Annotated in this window: 25 protein-coding genes and 1 riboswitch; of the genes, 14 read left to right on the forward strand and 11 right to left on the reverse strand. The window is 55.3% G+C overall.

Going from position 1 to position 21,175, the window contains the following annotated elements:
• Positions 1-228: a hypothetical protein gene (locus tag QZ280_RS05000; RefSeq protein ID WP_293441478.1), complete on the forward strand. Its 228-nt coding sequence runs from the start codon at positions 1-3 to the stop codon at positions 226-228.
• 2 nt (positions 229-230) lie between these two features.
• Here QZ280_RS05000 and QZ280_RS05005 read toward each other — a convergent pair whose 3' ends face one another.
• Entirely contained in the window at positions 231-695 is a 465-nt protein-coding gene (locus QZ280_RS05005; protein WP_293441479.1) for a GNAT family N-acetyltransferase, read from the reverse strand.
• The gene (gene cobW, locus QZ280_RS05010; RefSeq protein ID WP_293441480.1) at positions 692-1,771 is read right to left on the reverse strand and encodes a cobalamin biosynthesis protein CobW; all 1,080 of its coding nucleotides are present in this window, start codon (positions 1,769-1,771) and stop codon (positions 692-694) included. Before cobW ends, QZ280_RS05005 begins: the two co-directional genes overlap by 4 nt.
• A 34-nt stretch (positions 1,772-1,805) precedes the next feature.
• On the opposite strand from cobW, the gene QZ280_RS05015 reads away from it, so the two are divergent.
• Positions 1,806-2,135 carry a DUF1636 family protein gene (locus tag QZ280_RS05015; protein WP_293441481.1) on the forward strand — a complete coding sequence of 110 codons (330 nt, stop codon included), beginning with the start codon at positions 1,806-1,808 and terminating at the stop codon, positions 2,133-2,135.
• Positions 2,136-2,139: 4 nt separating this feature from the next.
• Here QZ280_RS05015 and QZ280_RS05020 read toward each other — a convergent pair whose 3' ends face one another.
• Both QZ280_RS05020 and QZ280_RS05025 read right to left on the reverse strand, forming a co-directional pair.
• Positions 2,140-2,811 carry a CbtA family protein gene (locus QZ280_RS05020; protein ID WP_293441482.1) on the reverse strand — a complete coding sequence of 224 codons (672 nt, stop codon included), beginning with the start codon at positions 2,809-2,811 and terminating at the stop codon, positions 2,140-2,142.
• Positions 2,812-2,844: 33 nt separating this feature from the next.
• A complete protein-coding gene (locus QZ280_RS05025; RefSeq protein ID WP_293441483.1) occupies positions 2,845-3,015 on the reverse strand; it encodes a CbtB domain-containing protein in 171 nt (56 codons plus the stop codon).
• A gap of 37 nt (positions 3,016-3,052) precedes the next feature.
• Positions 3,053-3,276, reverse strand: a riboswitch (cobalamin riboswitch).
• A 205-nt stretch (positions 3,277-3,481) separates the two neighbouring features.
• On the opposite strand from QZ280_RS05025, the gene smc reads away from it, so the two are divergent.
• Positions 3,482-6,937, forward strand: coding sequence for a chromosome segregation protein SMC (gene smc / locus QZ280_RS05030; protein WP_293441484.1), 3,456 nt, complete (start codon positions 3,482-3,484; stop codon positions 6,935-6,937).
• Between the two features lie 75 nt (positions 6,938-7,012).
• Here smc and QZ280_RS05035 read toward each other — a convergent pair whose 3' ends face one another.
• Together QZ280_RS05035 and QZ280_RS05040 are read right to left on the reverse strand one after the other, a co-directional pair.
• Positions 7,013-7,339, reverse strand: a complete 327-nt coding sequence (locus QZ280_RS05035) for an AzlD domain-containing protein (protein WP_293441485.1) — start codon at positions 7,337-7,339, stop codon at positions 7,013-7,015.
• On the reverse strand, positions 7,336-8,043 hold the full coding sequence (locus tag QZ280_RS05040; RefSeq protein ID WP_293441486.1) for an AzlC family ABC transporter permease: 708 nt from the start codon (positions 8,041-8,043) through the stop codon (positions 7,336-7,338). The genes QZ280_RS05035 and QZ280_RS05040 overlap by 4 nt, the downstream gene beginning before the upstream one ends.
• Before the next feature lie 120 nt (positions 8,044-8,163).
• Between QZ280_RS05040 and QZ280_RS05045 the strand changes: the two genes are divergently transcribed.
• From QZ280_RS05045 to QZ280_RS05065, 5 genes are read left to right on the forward strand one after another with little or no spacing between them, the layout of a single operon-like run.
• On the forward strand, positions 8,164-8,997 hold the full coding sequence (locus QZ280_RS05045) for a formate dehydrogenase accessory sulfurtransferase FdhD (protein WP_293441691.1): 834 nt from the start codon (positions 8,164-8,166) through the stop codon (positions 8,995-8,997).
• Entirely contained in the window at positions 8,994-9,602 is a 609-nt protein-coding gene (gene mobA / locus QZ280_RS05050) for a molybdenum cofactor guanylyltransferase MobA (protein WP_293441487.1), read from the forward strand. The genes QZ280_RS05045 and mobA overlap by 4 nt, the downstream gene beginning before the upstream one ends.
• Complete coding sequence (mobB, locus tag QZ280_RS05055) at positions 9,599-10,093, forward strand: molybdopterin-guanine dinucleotide biosynthesis protein B (RefSeq protein ID WP_293441488.1); 495 nt, start codon at positions 9,599-9,601, stop codon at positions 10,091-10,093. Before mobA ends, mobB begins: the two co-directional genes overlap by 4 nt.
• Entirely contained in the window at positions 10,086-11,345 is a 1,260-nt protein-coding gene (gene glp, locus QZ280_RS05060) for a gephyrin-like molybdotransferase Glp (RefSeq protein WP_293441489.1), read from the forward strand. Before mobB ends, glp begins: the two co-directional genes overlap by 8 nt.
• A 15-nt stretch (positions 11,346-11,360) precedes the next feature.
• Positions 11,361-11,744 carry a VOC family protein gene (locus QZ280_RS05065; RefSeq protein ID WP_293441490.1) on the forward strand — a complete coding sequence of 128 codons (384 nt, stop codon included), beginning with the start codon at positions 11,361-11,363 and terminating at the stop codon, positions 11,742-11,744.
• Here the strand turns inward: QZ280_RS05065 and QZ280_RS05070 are convergent.
• Together QZ280_RS05070 and greA are read right to left on the reverse strand one after the other, a co-directional pair.
• Positions 11,741-12,757, reverse strand: coding sequence for a hypothetical protein (locus QZ280_RS05070; protein ID WP_293441491.1), 1,017 nt, complete (start codon positions 12,755-12,757; stop codon positions 11,741-11,743). The two genes, QZ280_RS05065 and QZ280_RS05070, sit on opposite strands and share 4 nt — an antisense overlap.
• 33 nt (positions 12,758-12,790) lie before the next feature.
• Positions 12,791-13,261, reverse strand: coding sequence for a transcription elongation factor GreA (gene greA, locus QZ280_RS05075; RefSeq protein ID WP_293441492.1), 471 nt, complete (start codon positions 13,259-13,261; stop codon positions 12,791-12,793).
• Between the two features lie 265 nt (positions 13,262-13,526).
• Here greA and QZ280_RS05080 point away from each other — a divergent pair, with 265 nt between their 5' ends.
• The gene (locus QZ280_RS05080) at positions 13,527-15,164 is read left to right on the forward strand and encodes an electron transfer flavoprotein-ubiquinone oxidoreductase (RefSeq protein ID WP_293441493.1); all 1,638 of its coding nucleotides are present in this window, start codon (positions 13,527-13,529) and stop codon (positions 15,162-15,164) included.
• A 143-nt stretch (positions 15,165-15,307) separates the two neighbouring features.
• Here QZ280_RS05080 and QZ280_RS05085 read toward each other — a convergent pair whose 3' ends face one another.
• Together QZ280_RS05085 and QZ280_RS05090 are read right to left on the reverse strand one after the other, a co-directional pair.
• The gene (locus QZ280_RS05085; RefSeq protein WP_293441494.1) at positions 15,308-15,442 is read right to left on the reverse strand and encodes a hypothetical protein; all 135 of its coding nucleotides are present in this window, start codon (positions 15,440-15,442) and stop codon (positions 15,308-15,310) included.
• A complete protein-coding gene (locus QZ280_RS05090) occupies positions 15,443-15,913 on the reverse strand; it encodes a hypothetical protein (protein WP_293441495.1) in 471 nt (156 codons plus the stop codon).
• 414 nt (positions 15,914-16,327) lie between these two features.
• Here QZ280_RS05090 and QZ280_RS05095 point away from each other — a divergent pair, with 414 nt between their 5' ends.
• Both QZ280_RS05095 and QZ280_RS05100 read left to right on the forward strand, forming a co-directional pair.
• The gene (locus QZ280_RS05095; protein ID WP_293441496.1) at positions 16,328-18,037 is read left to right on the forward strand and encodes a tetratricopeptide repeat protein; all 1,710 of its coding nucleotides are present in this window, start codon (positions 16,328-16,330) and stop codon (positions 18,035-18,037) included.
• Positions 18,027-18,854: a 4-(cytidine 5'-diphospho)-2-C-methyl-D-erythritol kinase gene (locus tag QZ280_RS05100; RefSeq protein WP_293441497.1), complete on the forward strand. Its 828-nt coding sequence runs from the start codon at positions 18,027-18,029 to the stop codon at positions 18,852-18,854. The genes QZ280_RS05095 and QZ280_RS05100 overlap by 11 nt, the downstream gene beginning before the upstream one ends.
• Here the strand turns inward: QZ280_RS05100 and QZ280_RS05105 are convergent.
• Positions 18,847-19,848, reverse strand: coding sequence for a polyprenyl synthetase family protein (locus tag QZ280_RS05105; RefSeq protein ID WP_293441498.1), 1,002 nt, complete (start codon positions 19,846-19,848; stop codon positions 18,847-18,849). The two genes, QZ280_RS05100 and QZ280_RS05105, sit on opposite strands and share 8 nt — an antisense overlap.
• A gap of 55 nt (positions 19,849-19,903) precedes the next feature.
• Between QZ280_RS05105 and QZ280_RS05110 the strand changes: the two genes are divergently transcribed.
• From QZ280_RS05110 to QZ280_RS05120, 3 genes are all read left to right on the forward strand, one after another.
• Positions 19,904-20,119 (forward strand): DUF2007 domain-containing protein, encoded by a 216-nt coding sequence (locus tag QZ280_RS05110; RefSeq protein ID WP_293441499.1) that lies wholly within the window; start codon positions 19,904-19,906, stop codon positions 20,117-20,119.
• On the forward strand, positions 20,097-20,891 hold the full coding sequence (locus tag QZ280_RS05115; RefSeq protein ID WP_293441500.1) for a methyltransferase domain-containing protein: 795 nt from the start codon (positions 20,097-20,099) through the stop codon (positions 20,889-20,891). The genes QZ280_RS05110 and QZ280_RS05115 overlap by 23 nt, the downstream gene beginning before the upstream one ends.
• A gap of 107 nt (positions 20,892-20,998) precedes the next feature.
• Positions 20,999-21,163, forward strand: coding sequence for a DUF465 domain-containing protein (locus tag QZ280_RS05120; protein WP_293441501.1), 165 nt, complete (start codon positions 20,999-21,001; stop codon positions 21,161-21,163).
• Positions 21,164-21,175 lie beyond the last annotated feature (12 nt).

A 21,175-nucleotide genomic window follows, 5' to 3' on the forward strand; every position in this document is an offset into this window, starting at 1 on the left:
GTGGCCTTACGAGTTGTGCGCGTGTCGCGCTTGGTGCATTGGGGGGCAAGCTATGAGGAAAATTTGATGAACACGAAGAACCCAGATGCGCCGAAATTCGGCACGAATACGTACAACAAACATGACGATCATAAGGGCCATGCGCCGCGTCGTGCGCGCGGTAAGAAACGTTTGACCAAGGAAGAGATGCTTGAGCAAATAAAGAAGAACGCGGCTGATAAGGCATAAGTTCACGGGGTCGAACCCGTGAGCGTTTTTTCCATGAACAGGCTTTCGGGGGCTTCAACGTAGTCTCCGAAAGATCCGCAGAATGTGAAGCCGTTACGTTCGTAAAGACGGTGGGCTGCGTGGAGCGTGTCCCCCGTTTCGAGCTTGAGTGCGGTGAGATTGTGCTCTCGTGCTGAGTCTTCAATTTGGCGCAGGAGTGCGGCGGCGACACCTTTGCCGCGCGCGGCTTCAAGCGTGAACATCGATTTCACTTCACCGTAACCGTCTTTGATTGCCAGCGCGCCTGTGCCCAGAGTTTCTTGGCCCTCACGCGCGGCGAACAAGTGGATGTTGTCGGCCTCTAGCGCGTCTAAGTCCAAGAAATGGCAGGACTTAGGGGAGAAGAGCGACAGCATCAGTGCGTGGCTCATTTCCAGCAAATCTTGCGTGCCAGAGGCGCGTGGGGATGTGGGCTCAACGACGATCATGATGCTATTAGAGCTGCTGAAATTGCTGCATGATCGAGGCCAGCCTGACCAATCACAACGAGACGCGTGATGCGAGGATCAGTGCCGAAAGGCTTGTCAAAATAGGTGTCGACACGTGGACCAACGGCTTGCAACGTAAGACGCATGGGTTTGCCGCTCACCGCGGCGAAGCCTTTGAGACGTAAAATATCATGGGTGCGGATCACATCGGCGACTTGTTCTGCAAAAGTAGTGGCATCGGCGATTTCACCGCGCTCGACGACGAAACTCTCGAAAGCGTCGTGATCGTGATGATGGTGGTGATCGTCATGATGATCATCATCGTAATGCTCGTCGTCGTGATCATGATGGTGGTGATGTACTTCGTGGCGCGCTTCCATGTCACCTTCTGCGCCGATGCCTTTGCCGAGCAGAACATCAACAGGCAAAGCACCCATGGAGGCTTTGACGACCTGCACGCCATCGCGGCTCTCGGATTTGAGTTGCTTGGCGAGGGCATCAGATGCCTCTGCGCCCAAGAGATCGGACTTGTTGACGACTATCATATCCGCACAGGCGATTTGATCCTCGAACAGCTCGGACAGCGGTGTCTCGTGATCAAGGTTCTCGTCCATTTTGCGCTGGGCATCGACGGCCGCAACGTTATGGGCGAAACGCCCCTCAGACACGGCTTTGCCATCAACCACAGTTACAACGCCATCTACAGTGACTTGTGTGGAAATCTCTGGCCAATTGAACGCGCGGATGAGAGGTTGCGGCAGAGCGAGACCAGAGGTTTCGATCACGATGTGATCTGGCTTATTCTCGCGGGCGAGAAGCTTTTCCATGGTGGGGACGAAATCATCCGCGACGGTGCAACAGATGCAGCCGTTGGACAGCTCCATGATGTCATCTTCTGTGCAAGTATCATCACCGCACCCTTTGAGGATGTCGCCATCTACGCCAAGGTCGCCGAATTCATTTATGATAAGCGCAATGCGCTTGCCTTCGGCATTTTCGAGCATGTGACGGATCAGCGTAGTCTTGCCTGCGCCGAGAAAACCAGTGATGACAGTGGCAGGAATTTTAGCAGGCATGTGAGGTCTCCGATTGGACGAAAAAGTGCGAGATATGACCCGCGTCATTATTTGCGATACATGTGCCGCTGCGGGCGAGGCTCCGCAAGGGGAAGCATTTGCGCAAGATTTGCGTCAACGCGTGGGCGATGATGTTTCTGTTGAAACGACGTCGTGCATGAACCAGTGCGATACGCCTATCTCCTTGGCGTTGCGTGAAGAGGGAAAGGACATTTATTTGTTTCATTCCGTCGATCCCGCACAGGATTTGGACGCTACCTTGGCATTGATAGAGCTGTATCGGGTTCTGCAAGGGGGCACCATTGAAGATGCCCGCCCTGCGGGTCGTTTGCGGCACTGCCTGACGGCGCGTGTGCCGCGCTAGCGCGCTAGGCTGCATCGGCCTTTGTCCAGAACCATGCGCACAGGAAACCAAGGCTGGACCAACCCGCGAGAGCAGTTCCGAAGCTGAGTGCTGCGAAACGTGCAGAAAGCTCTGGCGGTGCCACGCCGAAATATGTGTCCAAGTAAGGCGCGCCGATGAGGTGAGGGGCGAGCAATAGGGGCACGCTCAGAAGGGCTGTCCACCTTTTGCTGAACGCGATTAAAGCCAGCGCGATTGCTGTTACGATAATCGTCATCGCCCACCATGCTTGACGAGGGCCCACTTCGGATCCGATTGTACCTGGAAGCCCGGGCGGTTGGCCAATACCAGGCGCAAGCTGTACGGCGACAAAGCCAGCGACGCCCCAGATAAGGCCGATGCGTGGCGTAATGCCGTGGCCTTTGCCATTGGCAAAAACCATCAGCGCGAGCAGGATTAGCCCGTAGCCCGTGTAGGTAATCATGTTAAACGCAAGCGTCATTCCGTGGCGCGCAAAATCTGTGCCAATGGAGGGCTGAATACGATCAGACTGGGTCGAACCGTCGGTAGCGAAATGAATGCGCTCACCTGTTTCATAAAGCTCACCCTCCATCAAATGAGAGATCACAAACGTGAATTGCAACAGAGCGGCAATCAGCCCTGCGGCAACGCCAGCGAGCACTGCGCTGGTCAGCAAATTTTTTGTCATTGGCTGGTTAGAGCGCTGCGCTTAGTGGCAGGGAAATGCCATCGCGTGACGCTGATCGTGCGCCGCGTCGTGCAATACTGTTGCTTGAGCAATGCCAGATGCCATTAGCAAAAACACACCTGCAAGCATTGCGATTGCGAGGCCCATTGCAGAGCTGTCAGAGCGTTCAATTGTTGCTGCATTCGTCGTCATAGTCTTCTCCTTCGTGCCGTCACACCCGACGGCATATGTGGTCATTCACATGCAAGGCTGGTCTCCTGGCTCGCGGGTCGAAGCATTTTGGCGTCTTCCCAGATCTTGCGATCCAGTGACTTGGTGCCAAACGCTCGCCGCTTACAGTCGCGGGGGCGGCTGCGGCTTTGGGTCCCTGATTGGATCCCCCATTTCCGCATTCCCATTTGACCCGTAGACGCTTTGCGTCACTAATCGGGTACCATGCATGGGTTCAGATGGCCCTGAATCGCCCCAGCCGTCAAGGTCGATAGCGACATCGCGTAGGAGTTTAGCGAACTGCTGGTCCGCGCGGAAATCCGCCTCAAAACGCAATATCTTGTGGATAAGTCCGATTTGAAGTGCATATAAAGGGGCGTCGCGTTGACTCGTGCCGTTCCTCTGTTCAAAGTCAGGCACCAAAGAATCAACGGCGAGAGCAGCAGACGTGCGCTTTTCAAAACTCAAACTGCAAGGCTTTAAGAGTTTCGTGGACCCCACGGATCTCATCATTGCGGATGGTTTGACAGGTGTCGTTGGCCCGAATGGCTGTGGCAAATCCAACCTTCTTGAAGCGTTGCGCTGGGTGATGGGCGAAAACCGCCCTACCGCGATGCGCGGCGGCGGGATGGAGGATGTGATCTTCGCAGGTGCAGCCACGCGACCTGCGCGCAACTTCGCGGAGGTGAGTTTACAGATAGATAACTCCGAGCGGCTCGCACCTGCGGGGTTCAATGATCTCGACACTTTGGACGTGGTTCGACGCATCACCCGCGATGTGGGTAGTGCCTATAAAACCAACGGTAAAGATGTGCGTGCGCGCGATGTGCAGATGTTGTTTGCGGATGCCTCAACCGGTGCGCATTCCCCTGCGTTGGTTCGGCAGGGCCAGATTGCCGAACTGATCAACGCCAAACCTAAGAACCGTCGTCGTATTCTTGAGGAAGCGGCGGGTATCTCGGGCCTCTATCAACGCCGTCACGAGGCGGAGCTGAAGTTGAAAGGGGCAGAAACCAACCTTGCCCGCGTTGATGATGTGATTGAACAATTGGCATCGCAAATGAGCCAGCTCGCCCGTCAAGCGCGGCAGGCGTCGCGGTATCGCGCGATCGGGGATGAGTTGCGTCAAGCGGAGGGCATGTTGCTTTATCGTCGTTGGCGTGAAGCGGATGACGCGCGTTTGCAGGCCGAAGAAGAATTGCGTGGTCGCACCACGGCTGCGGCACAGGCTGAAAGTGCTGCGCGTCAAGCTGCGAAAGCACGTTTGGAGGCGGAAGGTCTCTTGCCACCTTTACGCGAAGAAGAAGCTGTGTCCGCTGCGATTTTGCAGCGTTTGCAGGTTCAGCGCGATACGTTAAATGACGACGAAGCCCGCGCCTTGCAAACGATTGAGACGTTGAAAAACAGGATCGTGCAGCTTGATAAAGACATGGAGCGGGAAGGCTCACTAAACCGCGATGCGGGCGAAACGATTGAGCGTTTGGAATGGGAAGCGCGCGAATTGAGTAAAGCCTCTGAGGGGCATGAGGACCGCCTCGAGGCTGCCGCTGAGGAAGCGCGCTCTGCCGCTGCGATTTTGCAAGATCGCGAAGCGGATCTGTCCGAGCGCACAGAAGATGTGGCGCGTTTGGCTGCGCGCCATCAATCGGCCTACCGCGTTTTGACCGATAGCCGGAAAATGCTGGAACGCAGCGAAGGCGAAGCAGATCGCGCGCGTGTCGCGGTTGAAGCCTCGCGCACTGCGTTGGGTCAAGCTGAAAGCGATATGCAGACGGCGGCGGGCAAAGAGAAAGACGCGATTGCAACGGCAGAGCGCGCGGAAGCGGCGCTGGCTGCGGCGGAAGTTGCGCGTACTGAAACGCAAGCGCGCGAGGCGGACGCACGCGCGGAGCGATCTGAGGCCGAGGGCGAAGCCAACGCGCTGCGCGCGGAGGTCACGGCCTTGGCAAAGCTGCTCGAGCGCGACACGGCAGAAGGCGGTCAGATTTTGGATCGCCTGCAAGTAGAACAGGGCTTTGAGAAAGCGCTGGGCGCGGCTTTGGCGGATGATTTACGCGCCCCTGAAGTGGAGAGTGATGGTCCCTCAGGTTGGCGTATTTTGCCAAGCTATGAGGATCGCCAACATTTGCCTGAAGGCGTGACATCTTTGGCGCGGCACGTGTCTGTGCCGGATGTACTAGAGCGTCGTGCAAGCCAGATTGGCTTGGTTGATGCAGATGACGGCCAGCGCTTGCAGGCTCAGCTGAAGCCTGGTCAGAGACTTGTGTCGCTTGAGGGGGATTTGTGGCGTTGGGACGGCTATCGCGCATGGGCTGAAGATGCGCCCTCTGCTGCGGCTTTACGCCTTGAACAACTCAACCGTTTGGAAGTTCTCAAACAGGAAATGGAGCGCGCTACGTCGCGTGTGGAAGCAGCGCAGCGCGCCCATGAAACGCTGACAAATCGCTTGGCAGAGTTGACTGGCGCAGACCGTGATGCGCGTGAGGCACGCAAGGATGCGGATCGTTTGGTCAATGATGCTGCGCGCGCTTTGAGTCGTGCGGAAGCGGATCGCAATCTTGCGGAAGGTAAGTTGGAAAGCCTTGGTTTGGCCGTCACACGCCATGAAGAAGACGCTATGGCTGCGCGCAAACAGGTGGTCGAGGGCGAGCAAGTTGTTGCGAGTCTTGGCGATTTGGAAGAAGCGCGTGCAGGCGTGGAAGATGTAAAGATGGCTGTTGAGGCGTCACGGATCACGATGATGGCGCGACGCTCTCAGCATGATGAATTGCGTCGCGAAGGTGATGCGCGTCTGAAACGTTCGCAAGAGGTCACGAAAGAGGTCAGCGGCTGGCGGCACCGTTTGGAAACCGCAGAGAAACGCATCGCGGAATTGGCGGAGCGCAAAGCCGGATCAGAAGTTGATCTGGGCGATGCGAGTGCCGCGCCTGCCGAGATTGTCGCGAAACGCGAAGAGTTAAGTGATGCGATTTCAACCGCTGAAATGCGACGCAGTGCAGCGGGCGATGCTCTGGCCGCTGCGGAAACACAGCTGCGCGCTGCTGTTGAAAGTGAGCGCGAAGCGGAGCGCGCGGCCTCGGAAGCTCGCGAAGCGCGCGCGCGTTCCGAAGCGCGCACGGATGCAGCGCGCGAGACCGTCGTTTATGCTGCCGAACGTATTTCTGAAGAGATGGAAACGAGCCCTGTGGAACTGCTAGAAACGCTTGAGGTGGACGTCGATAAAATGCCCGCCTCTGGCGTGATTGAAGCGGATGTGAACCGTTTGAAACGCCAGCGTGACGCATTGGGTGCGGTGAATCTGCGTGCAGAGGAAGACGCCAAAGAGGTTCAGGTTGAGCATGACACGCTTGTGGGCGAGAAGGCGGACTTAGAAGAAGCGATCAAGACTTTGCGCGGTGGTATTGCCGGCCTGAACCGCGAAGGTCGCGAACGATTGTTGACGGCATTTGAGCAGGTGAATAGCAACTTCTCGCTCTTGTTTACGCATTTGTTTGGTGGGGGTGAAGCGAACTTGGTTCTGGTCGAAAGCGATGATCCGCTTGAGGCTGGTCTGGAGATCATGTGTCAGCCACCCGGTAAGAAACTGTCGACCCTGTCGCTATTGTCGGGCGGCGAGCAAACTTTGACTGCAATGGCGTTGATTTTCGCAGTATTCTTGGCAAATCCTGCGCCGATCTGTGTACTCGACGAGGTTGACGCGCCATTGGATGATGCGAACGTCACGCGCTTCTGTGATTTGCTGGACGAGATGTGTCGCCGCACCGATACGCGGTTCTTGATCATCACGCACCACGCCGTGACCATGGCGCGGATGGATCGCTTGTTTGGTGTGACCATGGGAGAGCAGGGAGTAAGCCAGCTTGTGTCTGTCGATCTGAAGAGCGCTGAAACTTTGGTGGCTTAGGCTCGTTTAGGAGCAGCTTAAGTCTTGGGGGCCAGCCCCCAAACCCCCGAGGTGCTTAGGGACCGAAGAAGGGGTTTAAGACAGTAGGTATTGCAGTGTGTAGAGTGTGGCGATACCGCCCAAGATCGCACCGACGACGTTTTTCCAAATAAGGCCAAGTGCGAGCGTGACGATGGCCGCGCATATGCGTGGGAGATCGTAATTGCCACCCGTTGCTGCAGGCCAAAGCACAGCGGGGGCAATGATCGCGGGTAAGATGCCCACGGCTGTGTAGCGTAGGTGGCGCATCAGCCAATCAGGCAGTTCGCGATCCCCCACGAGGCCTGTAAAGGCGAAGCGCAGTGCGAAGCTGCCGATACCGAGACAGATGATAACAATCCAAAGTTCGGTTCTGTCGATCATTGGGAGGCCTCTCTGCGTGCTTCGATTTGCGCACCGACCATCATGCCACCGATCCCTGCAAGCAAGATGCCGAGGTTATAGGGGATCGTGAAGAACATGAGCGACAGGATTGCAGCGGTGATCGCTGCACCCACATGCGCGCGGGTGCGCAACGCAGGCGCAACGATCGCCAGGAACGTTATGGGCACCGCGAAGTCGAGCGCAAGAGAAGCTGGTATCGTCTCCCCGATCAATGCGCCAACTAATGTGAAAATCCACCACATCGGGATCACAGGTGTGACCGTACCAAAGAAATAGAATATCTTTTCACGAGGGCTCATCTCTGGGGTAAGCTCGTATTTGGTTATTGAGACCGCATAGCTTTGATCAACCGTGCAATAGGCCGCAATCGCGCGTTGCCAGAGCGGCGCGCCACCAATATGCGGGCTCAGGGAGGCGGAATACATCGCCATGCGCAAGTTCACAGCCAACGCGGAGGCCAGCACAACCAAGGTCGGCGCATCTTCCCCCATCAATTGCAGCGCCGTGAATTGAGCTGCCCCCGCGATAACGACCACGGAGAAGGAGAGTGTCTCGAAAATGCTGAGGCCCGCCTCGGTTGCGAGCACGCCAAAGAGCATCGAAAACGGGACGATCACCAGAATAAACGGTGCACCGTCGCGAAATCCCTGTTTGTAGGCTGATTTGACGCTAGTGGATGTCATTAGCTGCCTTTACATTGTGCGCGCCAGATGCAGCTATCTTGAGGCGGGCGGTTTTGCAATCAATGCACTGCTGCGAATGGGAGAGACCACGACGTGACAGGTTACATCATTGCCCCAGATATGACGCGGATTTCTTTGACGCGGCGCGTTGTCGGTGTAGATCAATCCGGCGCTGCGATTGAGCAGGATGTGGTCGAAGAGCGTCCTTTGACAATCTATCTGAACGCGCAAGAAATCGTCACAGCAATGACTATTGGAGATTATCCTGAATACCTAGCGCTTGGATTTTTACGCAATCAAGGGATGCTTGAAGGGGCCGGTGCGGTCACGCGGATTGATTATGACGACGAGCTGGCCGTCGTTGTTGTGCGCACAGAGCACGCGACCAATCACGAAGAAAAACTTAAGAAGAAGACGCGCACGTCGGGTTGTGCGGTTGGCACTGTGTTTGGTGATATGATGGAAGGGCTGGACGGTCTGCGTTTGCCCGAAGCGAAGCTGCGCACGAGCTGGCTTTACGCGCTTGCGGCGCAGATAAATACAACGCCATCGTTGTATCTGAGTGCGGGTGCGATCCATGGAACCGTGTTGTGCGCGAAAGATCAGCCATTGGTGTATATGGAAGATGTGGGTCGGCATAATGCGGTTGATAAAGTCTCGGGTTGGATGATGCAAAACAGTGCGCGTGCGGGCGACAAGATCCTTTATACGACAGGCCGTTTGACGTCTGAAATGGTGATCAAATGCGCGCATATGGGGATCCCTGCGCTTGTCTCGCGCTCAGGTTTTACGGCTTGGGGCGTTGAATTGGCGCAGCAAGTTGGGCTGACTTTGATAGGGCGCATGCGCGGCAAGCGGTTTCAATGCTTGGCGGGCGCGGAGCGTATTGTCTGGGATGCGGACCTCGCCAACGTTAAAGATGAGCCGAAGAAGAGTGGACGGAAAGCTTCATGAAACAACCTCTTGGCGTAATTCTTGCAGGCGGACAGGCACGGCGCATGGGTGGTGGTGACAAAGGGCGTTTGATGCTTGATGGGCGCAGTCTGCTTGATCACGTGATCGAGCGTTTGGAGCCGCAGGTCGCCGGCATTGCGCTGAACGCGAATGGTGATGCGGCGCGTTTCGCTGATACAGGGTTGTCTGTTCTGCCCGATAGTATTGAGGGGTTCGTCGGTCCTTTGGCGGGGGTTCTGGCGGGGCTTGATTGGGCGGCAACGCTAGGTGCGGACACCATTGTGACAGCGGCCGCTGATACGCCTTTCTTTCCTTGTGATCTCGTACCGCGCCTGATATTTGAAGCGGATGGAATGGGGCATCCTTTGGTCCTCGCGGCGACACCGGATAGCGAGTGCGGGCGCAATAGGCATCCGACGTTTGGGCTTTGGCCCGTCGCGTTGCGCGATGATTTACGTGCCGCATTGAATGGTGGCTTGCGCAAAGTCGTGCTTTGGAGCGATCAGCACGGCGGCCGCGAAGCGATGTTTCCAAACACGCCGTTTGATCCGTTTTTCAATGTGAACACGCCTGAAGATCTTGCGCGCGCAGAGAGGCTTATATGAATATCTACGGCATTGTTGGTTGGAAGAATGCAGGCAAAACCGGCCTGATGGAGCGTCTCGTCAGCGAGATGACAGCGCGGGGCTTGTCTGTGTCGACCGTCAAACACGCGCACCATAGCTTTGATGTGGATCATGCGGGCAAAGATAGCTATCGCCACCGTGCGGCTGGCGCCCGCGAGGTCTTGCTTGCCTCGCGCAATCGCTTTGCCTTGATGCATGAACTCAGCGAGGAGGATGAGCCGACCTTAGAAGAGCTGCTCAGCAAGCTCACGCCTGTCGATCTGGTTCTGGTCGAGGGGTACAAGCGTGACGCACACGCTAAGATCGAAGCGCACCGAAGCGAGACTGGCAATCCATTGATCGCCGGTGAAACCGTGCGCGCTTTCGCAGCCGATTGCGCGCTTGAGGTAGACCGCCCTGTGTTTGATCTTAACGCGACGGGTGAGATCGCAGATTTTATATTGGCTGATTTGGGCATGCGGGTTGGCTAAACTCACCGCACCCAAGCTCACTAATGATTGCTTCGCATTGCCTGCGGGGGTGGATTGGACCCCTGTGGACACAGCGCTGTCGATGTTGCGCGACAGACTCAAGACCGTCGCGCCAGAGCAAGGCTGTGCGGTGTCAGAGGCCTGTGATTTGATCCTAGCCCGCGACGTTGTTGCTATGCGTGCGCATCCGCCGGACGCAAATTCTGCAGTGGACGGATATGGCTTTGCGCATGCGGCATTGCAAGGCGATGGCCCTTACGAACTGCCTCTTGTTCAAGGTCGTGCCGCGGCGGGGGGTCCGTTTTCTGGCTCTGTCCCTCAAGGATCGGCTTTGCGTATTTTGACTGGGGCAGCGCTGCCAGCTGGGGTCGACACGGTCGTGCTGGAAGAAGACATGAACAGCGATGGGCTAGCTATAGCATTCAACGGTCCGATCAAAGCAGGTAGCAATGCACGCAAAGGTGGCGAGGACGTGCAACGCGGCGAGACGATCTTGCACACAGGTCGCCGTTTAACGCCTGCAGACACAGCGCTGCTCAGCGCGGTTGGCGTGGCGCAGGTGCAAGTGTTTCGCACACTCAAGGTTGGCGTTTTGTCCACGGGGGACGAGCTGGTCGAGGCAGGCGAGATTGCTGAAGCTGGTCAGATCTATGATGCGAACCGTCCCATGTTGCTTGCTCAATTGCGCCGTTGGGGTTTTGAGGCGATTGATCTTGGCAAAGCCCCCGACACGCGCGTGGTTTTGTCCGATATGCTGGATGAGGCTGCACAATCCTGTGACGCGATCCTGACATCCGGTGGGGCGTCTGCGGGGGATGAAGATCACATGTCCGCGCTTTTGCAAGAGACCGGTTCGCTCGCGATGTGGCGCATTGCATTGAAACCAGGACGACCCTTGGCGCTGGGCATGTGGGGCGGGGTGCCTGTGTTCGGATTGCCGGGGAATCCTGTCGCTGCACTGGTTTGCACCTTGATTTTCGCGCGGCCTGCTTTGAATGCCTTAGCAGGCGCGGGCTGGACAGAACGGCAAGGGTTTATGGTGCCCGCCGCTTTTGAAAAACGTAAAAAGGCAGGGCGCCGTGAATTCTTGCGCGCGCGTATCCGTGAAGGGCGTGTGGAAACGTTCGCGTCCGAAGGTTCTGGCCGGATCAGTGGATTAAGCTGGGCTGAGGGTTTGGTCGAGCTGCCCGATGGCAACGTTGAAATCACGCAAGACACGCTTGTGCGCTACATTCCTTACGATCTGTTTTGAAGGAGGTGCGAGAGGATGCAAACCCGCAAACCCGTCTCATTTGTGGCGGCACAACAGCCTGAAGCGGCGACGGTCTTTTATCGTGATATCCTTGGTCTTGATCTGGTCGAAACATCGCCTTTCGCCTTGGTTTTCAAAGACGGCGAAAATACGCTGCGTGTTCAGATTGTTGCGGATCTGGTTCCGACCGCACATACGGTACATGGTTGGGAAGTCATTGATGTTTTAGAAGATATCAGAAATCTAATTTCCAAAGATGTTGAGTTTCTGACGTTTGGGCAGATGGATCAGGACGCATTGGGAATATGGACGACGCCTGATGGCAACAAGATCGCTTGGTTCAAAGATCCTTGCGGCAACACCCTATCTCTGACCGAATTTACAGCGAAACCAGCTTAGTCAAACGTGCCTGCAACGCGGCCCAAAAGCATGAAAGCGCGTGCAGTGCGTGTTCCAGACAGGGCTGCGATTTCGGAATCCGATGCGATTTCTTCAAACTCTGAAAAGCTTTTATCAAAGCGGCGCAGAAAGTGGTGTGCAGCATCGCGAAAGATCGTGTCTTGCTTCATTCGCGCGGCAGATAGTGCGAGAGAAGAGCGATCTCTGATCCCTCCAAGAGCGGCAATTGCGCGACCGCGTTCGCCTGCAGCAAAACTACGCCAAACTTCAGGGCGCGCCGCATCGGGGCGCAGGTCGTCCATGTAAATTCCGTCTTGGCTAAGCAGGGTTAGAACGTCCTGCGCGGCTTGGATCAATTGCGCAGCTTTGCGGTCTTTCAACGCTTTGCGCAGCGCATCAAAGCCAGCTTTGTCTTCCGCGTTTTCGGGGAAGTTCAAGGCGCGTATAAGTGCTTCGCGCTCAAGCGGCGGCTCCATCTCGGCGGCTTGCGTGCCAAGCGCGAGGCTGGGTTGCTCGGATGGGTCTGCGCTGGCTGGCTCGATGGGTGCAGGCTTACGAACAGGGGATGTATCGCGCTTGGTTGAGAAGGTTGCGAGGGTCGTTTCGGTCTTGCGCTGCGCAGCGGCAATTTCATCGAGCTTGCGGACCACAGAGGGTTCCGCGGCCATGTTACGGCCTTGGTTTTGCGCAACGTAGGCTTGGTGAATACCCTCGATAGCGGCTTGTAAACGCTGACTTTCCTCACGCATCAAACGGCTGGACCGCGCCGCAGTCGCAGCCACCCAAATCATCGCAACGGGCATTAAGATCGCAAGCATTGTCATCAAGAAATGCAAGCTGCCGGTGCCCTCGGGCGCGGCTTCGCTCGGGAGCATGATGAAAAAGATCGCAGCGCCCAACAACCACACAAGGCTGAGCGCAATCGCAATCATCTCGATCTCCGTGATCGGGAATTTGCCAGGGCGGTCGTAGATGCCCAAAGGGGTTGATTTTCCGTCAGAGCCGTCAGCCATGCTCACTTCTTCCGCGCTTAATTTGGCGTTGGTCTAGATATATTCGATCTTTAGCACTTCATAGGACTTGCTGCCACCGGGGGTGCGCACCTCTACGCTATCACCTTCGTCTTTACCGATCAAAGCGCGCGCGATCGGGGATTTAATATTGAGCAATCCGGCCTCCACATTCGCCTCGTGCTCGCCCACAATCTGCCAAGTCTTTTCTTCGTCGGTGTCTTCGTCCACCAAGGTGATCGTTGCGCCAAACTTGATCGTGCCGTTCAGCGTCGCGGGATCAATGACAGCGGCCAAGGACAAAATGCCTTCTAGCAACTTCACACGGCCTTCGATGAAGCTGTGTTTCTCGCGCGCTGAATGATATTCGGCGTTCTCAGACAAATCGCCGTGTTCACGCGCCTCTGCGATGGCCGCAATAATTGCGGGGCGTTCAACGGTTTTGAGGTTTTTTAACTCAACTTCAACCGCTGTGTGTCCCGATTTGGTCATCGGTATCTTTTCCATGGGCAACCCCGCCGTTCTCTACGCTCTTGATACACAAAAAAGCACCGGACGTGCCGGCGCTGTGGACCTTACTCTTTTCAAGTCTGAGAGTGCCCCGAGCGTATGGGGAATTGCAAGCAATGATGCAGTTCAGTTCGCATTCGTGCGTCGAGTATGGTTTTTCGCACCTTTCGAAGCGATTTACGCGTCGTTGCGATTGACCACATTAGGCATGGCTTGCTAGGCCTCAGCGCAACTTTATTTCATGCTCACGAGAGGAGCCATCATGTCCGAAGTCGAACGCGAAGCGATGGAGTACGACGTTGTGATCGTGGGCGCTGGCCCTGCGGGCCTGTCCGCGGCGATCCGTCTGAAGCAATTGAACGCCGATCTGGAGGTCGTTGTTCTTGAAAAGGGCTCCGAAGTTGGTGCACATATTCTGTCTGGTGCAGTTCTGGATCCATCAGGTTTGAGCCGTTTGTTCCCAGATTGGAACGAAAAAGGCGCGCCGTTGAATGTGCCTGTCAAAGAAGACAATTTTTACATGTTGGGTGAAGCGGGCCATATCCGTATTCCTAACTTCATCTTGCCGCCTTTGATGAACAACCACGGAAACTACATCGTTTCCATGGGCAACGTATGCCGCTGGATGGCCGAGCAGGCTGAAGCATTGGGTGTGGAAATTTTTCCTGGCATGGCTTGTTCCGAACTCATCTACGGTGAAAACGGCGAACTCAGCGGTGTTGTCGCGGGCGAGTTTGGCAAGAACGCCGATGGCACCCCCAGCCCATCTTATGAGCCTGGCATGGTTTTGAGTGGTAAGTACGTGTTCCTGTCTGAAGGCGTGCGGGGATCGCTCAGCAAAGAAGTGATCGAGAAGTTCAAATTGGATTCCTGCTGTGACGTTGCCAAGTTCGGCATCGGCATGAAGGAAATCTGGGAAGTCGATCCCGAAAAGCACAATGAGGGCGAAGTGACCCACACATTGGGCTGGCCTGTTGGTTTCAAGAATGGTGGCGGTTCGTTTATCTATCACCTCGATAACAATCAGGTTTACGTCGGATACATCATCGATCTGAATTACAAAAACCCCTACATGTTCCCCTACATGGAGTTCCAGCGCTTCAAGCATCACCCAAAAGTTGCGGAGCTGCTGAAAGGCGGTAAGCGGATTTCTTATGGTGCGCGTGCGGTGACGAAGGGCGGCTTCCAGTCGATTCCAGAAGTAGCCTTCCCCGGGGGCGCGTTGCTTGGGTGTTCTGCAGGGCTTGTGAATTTGCCGCGCATCAAGGGCAATCACAACGCAATGCATTCTGGAATTGAAGCTGCGGAAGCGGCGTTTGCGGCGATTGAAGCAGGGCGCTCTGGCGATACGCTCGAGGATTACACGGCGTCCTTGAAAGAGGGCGTTGTCGGTCAGGATCTAAAGAAAGTGCGCAATGTTGCGCCTTTGAATGCACGCTTTGGCCCGCTGGGTGGTATGGCGTTTGGCGGTTTTGATATGTGGTTCCAAACGATCTTCAAGGTCTCGCCATTCGGGACTTTGAAGCATGGCAAGACGGACGCTGAGTCTACTGAAGACGCAAGCAAGCATGAACCGATTGATTATCCAAAGCCGGACGGCACGCTCAGCTTTGATCGCCTTACTAATGTCGCGTTCAGCTTTACTAACCATGAAGAAAGCCAGCCAGCGCATCTACAGCTGACTGATCCGTCTGTCCCGATGTCTATCAACATGCCGAAATATGCGGAGCCTGCTCAACGCTATTGCCCTGCTGGCGTTTACGAAGTCGTTGACGAGAAGTTTGTCATCAACTTCCAGAACTGCGTGCATTGTAAGACTTGCGACATCAAGGATCCAAGCCAGAATATCACATGGGTCACACCTCAAGGGGGCGACGGGCCAAATTATCCGAACATGTGAATTGGGCTGTTTCTTAATTAAGGGGCAGGCGTAGGCCTGCCCCTTTTCGTTCAACATCTGCTCGAACGCATTTCTGTGACTGCTGCTCACGGGGATCGAGCCGCCATCAGACAGCGGAAGTGTATGGCGCCGTGCAACGCGGGTCAGCCCGTTGAATGGGCCTGCGCGGCCCAATGAGAGCGGTGGGTTTGAACACCTGCGATGCCATCTAGCAGATCAATCGCATCGGCCATGCGCATCAGGATCATCTCGCTTCCCAAGGTGGTTGTGACGTTCACTTAGTGATCCTGCATGGACATGGAAATGATCTGGCCCTCGCGCAAACGAGTTGGCAGGCGCTGCGCGAGCCGTGCGGTTTGAAGCGCTATCGGGGGCACATCTTCGAGGGTTGCCTCGCTTGGTTCTTCCGATGCGGATGTTCCGCCGCGAGAGGCCACAAGATGGGCAAGGCCTGCGATCAAAATGGCCATTATTGTGACTTGCAGTGAGAGCGCTGGAAAGACCGCATCAATCAAATGGTCTGGCCGGAACACTTTGTTCAAAGTGACCACAAATGCCGTTCCTGGTACGCTGCCGATTGCCGAGCCTGTGGCAACCTGAAAGAGCGATGGGATTGTGCGCAACCAACGGCTCTCGATAGCTGCGGTGATACAGAATTCCATAAAGACGCGAACGACGCTGATCGAGATGGACCAAAAGACGACGCGATCCCAAAACCCAATATCATCACCGGTGTCGAAAGGACCCAAAAAAAACGCAAATGAAAATGGCCAGGGCGAAGACGACGATGCGTTGATCTGCTCGGCTTTGCTTGGCAGTTTCACGCATCGTGTAATTGCATTTCTGATAATTTTGCGAAGACACATAGTGCTACACGCAGAAGGGCTTCGAAAAAAGCAAAATGACTAAAGGTCGTAAACGTGAGTGAAGCGGCGCACGCCCCCTTACATTATGCGTGAGCTGCAATTTAAGACTAATATTTTCAAATGTTCTGGAAGGTGGTGCATGCATGTGCACCGCCTTTTTTTCATGGCTTGCAAGTGAATGGCGCAATACACAAAAATATTCACATCTTGCACTCACCATATCGTGTGCAAACATTGCTTTACACGAGACGACGCCCTAGCTTCGAAAAAAGCAGTGCACATAAAGGAGCATGCCACGTGACCATACGCGTTTTACGGCAAATTAGCTTTGCCGTGGTTCTTGCCATTCTCGGAATGCCGCTTGTTGCGGAACCCGCAGGCTCCTATCTAGCAGCGCGATCTGCGGCGGTCACGGGCGACTATGACGCAGCTGCGCGGTATTACGCACAAGCCTTGGCACGGGATCCGTCTAATCCTGAAATTCTGGAAAACGCGAGTTTTGCGTTGCTCGCGCTTGGTGACATTGATCGAGCGGCCGTCGTAGGTAATAAATTGCTTGCGGATGGGCAAAACAGTCAAGTGGCGCAAATGGCCGTCTTGGCGCAAAAAGCAGGTGAAGAAAACTATCCTGATGTGCTTGCGCGAATTCTTGAAAACCAAGGTGTCGGGCCGCTAGTGGATGGTTTGCTGCGCTCTTGGGCACAAGTCGGGATCGGCGAAGTCACCGCCGCTCTGAGCAATTTTGACAAAGTCGGTGAGGAACGTGGGCTACAAGGGTTTGCGCTCTATCACAAGGCGTTGGCCTTTGCGATGGTTGGTGATTTTGAAGGATCTGACGCGATATTCGCCATGCAAGAAGCAGGTGCGTTGCGTCAAACCCGACGCGGTGCCATTGCCCATATCGAAGTGCTTAGCCTGCTGGATCGCACGGACGAAGCGCTGAGTATGCTTGATCAATCCTTTGGTTCTGATCTTAATCCAAAGCTCCAAAGCATGCGTACGACGCTTGCGGAGGGCGGAAAGCTTTCTTTCACTCAAGTAAAAACTGCGCGCGACGGCATGGCCGAGGTGTTCTTTACCGTTGGAAGTGCTCTGCGCAATGAAGCAAGCGAAGATTACACGCTGCTCTACACCCGCGTCGCGGAGTATCTAAATCCCATTCATTCAGATGCGACCCTGCTTTCAGCGGGCTTGCTTGAACAGATGGAGCGGTTTGAACTGGCTACGCAAACCTACAAGAAAGTCGGACGTGGCGATCCTGCATTTCATGCCGCTGAACTTGGACGCGCGGAAGCGTTGCGACGCAGTGGAAAGCCGGATGCAGCGATTGAAGTGCTTGAAAATCTCGCACAAACCCACAGCAGCCTTGCGATGGTGCATTCCTCACTCGGGGATGCTTTTCGCCAGATGGAGCGCTTTGAAGAGGCCGTAGGGGCTTATGACACAGCGCTCGCGCAGTATGAAGAGGAGGTGAACGGCCAATGGTTCATCTACTACGCGCGCGGTATCTCACATGAGCGTTTGAATAAATGGGAAGAGTCCGAGGCAGACTTCCGCAAAGCGTTGGAATTGAACCCGGAACAGCCTCAGGTGTTGAATTATCTCGGGTACTCGTTGGTCGAAAAGCAGGTGAAGCTTGATGAGGCTCTGGATATGATCGAGCGCGCCGTCGCTGCACGTCCTGACAGTGGATATATCGTCGATAGTTTGGGCTGGGTCCTGTTCCGTTTGGGGCGTTATGATGAAGCCGTCGCCCCAATGGAGCGCGCAACAGAATTGATGCCGATTGATCCGATTGTGAACGACCACTTGGGCGATGTTTACTGGTCCGTTGGTCGCTTTCTAGAAGCAGAATTCCAATGGAAGCGCGCCCTTTCCTTCGTCGATTTTGGCGACGCCAGCCAAGAAGCTGATCCAGATCGGATACGTCGAAAATTGGAAGTTGGTCTTGATCAAGTGCTGGAAGAAGAGGGCGCGGACCCCCTTAGACTGGCTGATGACGGCTAAAGTAGTCACGCGGCACGCGCGCGCGAAGATAAACCTGTGCTTACATGTGACGGGCCAGCGCGCGGACGGCTATCACCTATTGGACAGTCTGGTCTGCTTTGCGGATGTGGGGGATGTGTTGAATGTCGCACCTGCAGATCATCTGAGCCTGCATGTTGATGGCCTGTTAAGCGAAGGTGTTCCAACAGATGGGCGCAATTTAGTGCTGAAAGCTGCGAAGCTTTTCGAACATCCAGAAGGTGCAACGATAACCCTGACGAAGAACCTGCCGAATGCGGCTGGCATCGGGGGTGGATCAGCAGACGCGGCGGCTGCCTTGCTCGCGTTGGCAGAGCTTTGGGACCTGCCGATCCCCGACAATGTAGTGCAATTGGGGGCCGATGTGCCTGTGTGTCTCGCCCCGATCGCGCTGCGCATGCGCGGAGTTGGCGAAGATCTATCCCTCGTTCCGCCGCTTCCGCCGCTTTGGGCTGTGATGGTCAATCCACGCGTCGCGGTCGAAACACCTCCAGTCTTCAAGGCATTGAAAAATAAAAATAATACAGGTCTGAGTGAGATGCCAGAGTGGCGTGATGCGCGCGAGTTCGTGGCTTGGTGCGCAATGCAACGCAATGATTTGCAAGCGGCCGCGATTGAATTGGCACCTGTGATTGAGCAAGCTTTAGATGCGTTAAACCCGTCTTTGCTTGCGCGTATGTCAGGATCTGGCGCTACCTGTTTTGGGCTTTGTGAAAGTGCAAAGCAGGCAGAGATATTGGCCGCACAGATCCGCGCAGAGCACCCTAATTGGTGGGTTGTCGCGACGACATTTAGTTGATCCGGGCCACAACGTAGTCCGCCAAATCACGCAGCATTTCGCGCACGGGATGTGCGGGCAGGTGATCTATCGCGTTTACCGCTTTTTCTGCCCATGCTAGCGCTTCATCACGTGTATCATCCAGCGCACCGTGCTTGTGAAGCAGGACAATCGCAGTTTCCAGATCACCGTCTTCCTGACGGCCCTTTTCAATTGTGCGTTCCCAGAATGCGCGCTCTTCCGCGTCGGCTTTTGCAATCGCTTTGATCAACGGCAAGGTCAATTTTTTCTCGCGGAAATCATCGCCGATGTTTTTACCGATTGCACTTGCATCCCCCGACATATCCAGCAGATCGTCCACAATTTGGAAGGCGATGCCCAAAGCATCCCCGTAATCGAACAGGGCTTTCACATGGGCTTCATCTGCGCCTGCGATCACGCCACCAACCTCTGTCGCCGCTGAGAAAAGCGCTGCAGTTTTGCCGCGCACCACCTGAAGATAGATGGCTTCCGTCGTGGACAGATCCTGCGAGGCCGTCAGCTGCAAAACTTCTCCCTCCGCGATCGTGGCAGATGCATTTGCGAGGATGTCGAGCACCCGCATGGAGCCGGTTTCAACCATCAATTGGAACGCGCGCGAAAAGAGATAATCACCCACAAGAACCGAAGACTTGTTGTCCCACAAGAGGTTCGCTGTCGGGCGACCACGGCGCTGGCCACTTTCATCAACTACATCATCGTGCAGTAACGTCGCCGTGTGAATAAACTCAACCGTCGCGGCCAGATGCACATGATAGAGACCGTCGTAGCCACACAAATGCGCCGTGGCGAGCGTGAGCATGGGACGCAAACGTTTGCCGCCAGCCTCGACCAAATGCGCCGTGACTTCTGGAATGCGGGGCGCATGCTCAGAAGCCATACGCTGCCGAATCAACACATTCACCGCGTCAAAATCATCGGCCAAATAGGCAGCCATAGCATCATGCGGTTTTATTGAATTCTCGTCCAAACTCATCACACTCTCGTTCCTGCTCTCGACATTTGAAGGCACCGCGCTTAATTCGTTTGGTATGCAAGAATTGATGCGCACCAATGATATAACCCTGACGGCCTTGGTTCGTGCCCTCCTTGACGAGGCGGGTATACCGATGTTTGAGTTAGACGTAAATATGAGCGTTCTCGAAGGCTCCATAGGCATTTTGCCGCGCCGTGTGATGGTCGCGGAACGTGACTATGATCGCGTAATGCGGATACTGTCGGACAATGAAGTTGAACTCCCCCATTAGTGATCGTTTTGACGATGCCGATCTGAGCGTCGATGACTTCCTTGGTGGTTTAGTGAAAATCGCCCAGCCCTTGAAGGGGTATCGTGGTGGCGTTGATCCGGTTTTGCTGGCCGCGAGCATTCCCGCGAAAGTGGGAGAGACGGTGTTGGAACTGGGGTGTGGAGGCGGTGTGGCCTCCCTCTGTCTGGCGTGGCGTGTGGCGGGATTGACGCAGATGGGCGTCGAGCTTCAAGAAAACTATGCAGATCTGGCGTGCCGCAATGCGGAGCGCAACGCGCTTGATCTAAACGTTGTGCACGCAGACATTAACGCGCTTCCGTTCGAAGTTCTTGACCAACGCTTTGATCATGTGTTTGCAAATCCTCCTTATTACGACCGCGCGCACAGTGTCCCTGCGCAAGACAAAGGGCGTGAAACTGGGCTTGGTGGAGACACGCCCTTGAAGAAATGGGTCGCTGTTGCGTCCAAGCGTTTGGCCCCGAAAGGGCAGGCGCATTTTGTGCAGCGCGCAGATCGTTTGGCGGACTTGCTATCAGCGGTTCACGCGCATCTTGGCTCTATCGAGGTGCAGCCGCTTTGCGCGCGCAGAGGGCGTGCGGCTCATTTGGTGCTGGTGCGGGGAAAAAAATTGGGACGGGCAGATTTTTGCTTACATGCCCCAATTGTGATGCATGTGGGCCCACGTCACGATGAGAATTCTAAGAATTACAATGAGATAATCGAAGCGGTCCTGCGCCGTGGTGCTGGTTTACCCTTTGGTGGAACTCTCTAAACCTGCGAAATCTAACCCTTTGCTAACCAGATGATGCAACTGCAGCGTGACACAGGAATCTTTCTGTGCTGCTGTGGATTTGCACATCTAACCTGAGGAGGACCTCGATGAGCTTGAGTTCGCATCTGGAACAACTGAAGAAGAAACACTCCAACCTGTCTGCCGAAGTGGAGGCCGCACAACGCGCCCCTGGTACGCAAGATCTTCACATCGCAGAGCTCAAAAAACAGAAACTTCAACTTAAACAAGAGATTACGCGCCTTTCGAGTTGATGCGCGATCTGA

Origin of the sequence: Planktotalea sp. (genome assembly GCF_018607995.1) — a bacterium.
Classification (GTDB): Bacteria; Pseudomonadota; Alphaproteobacteria; order Rhodobacterales; family Rhodobacteraceae; genus Planktotalea.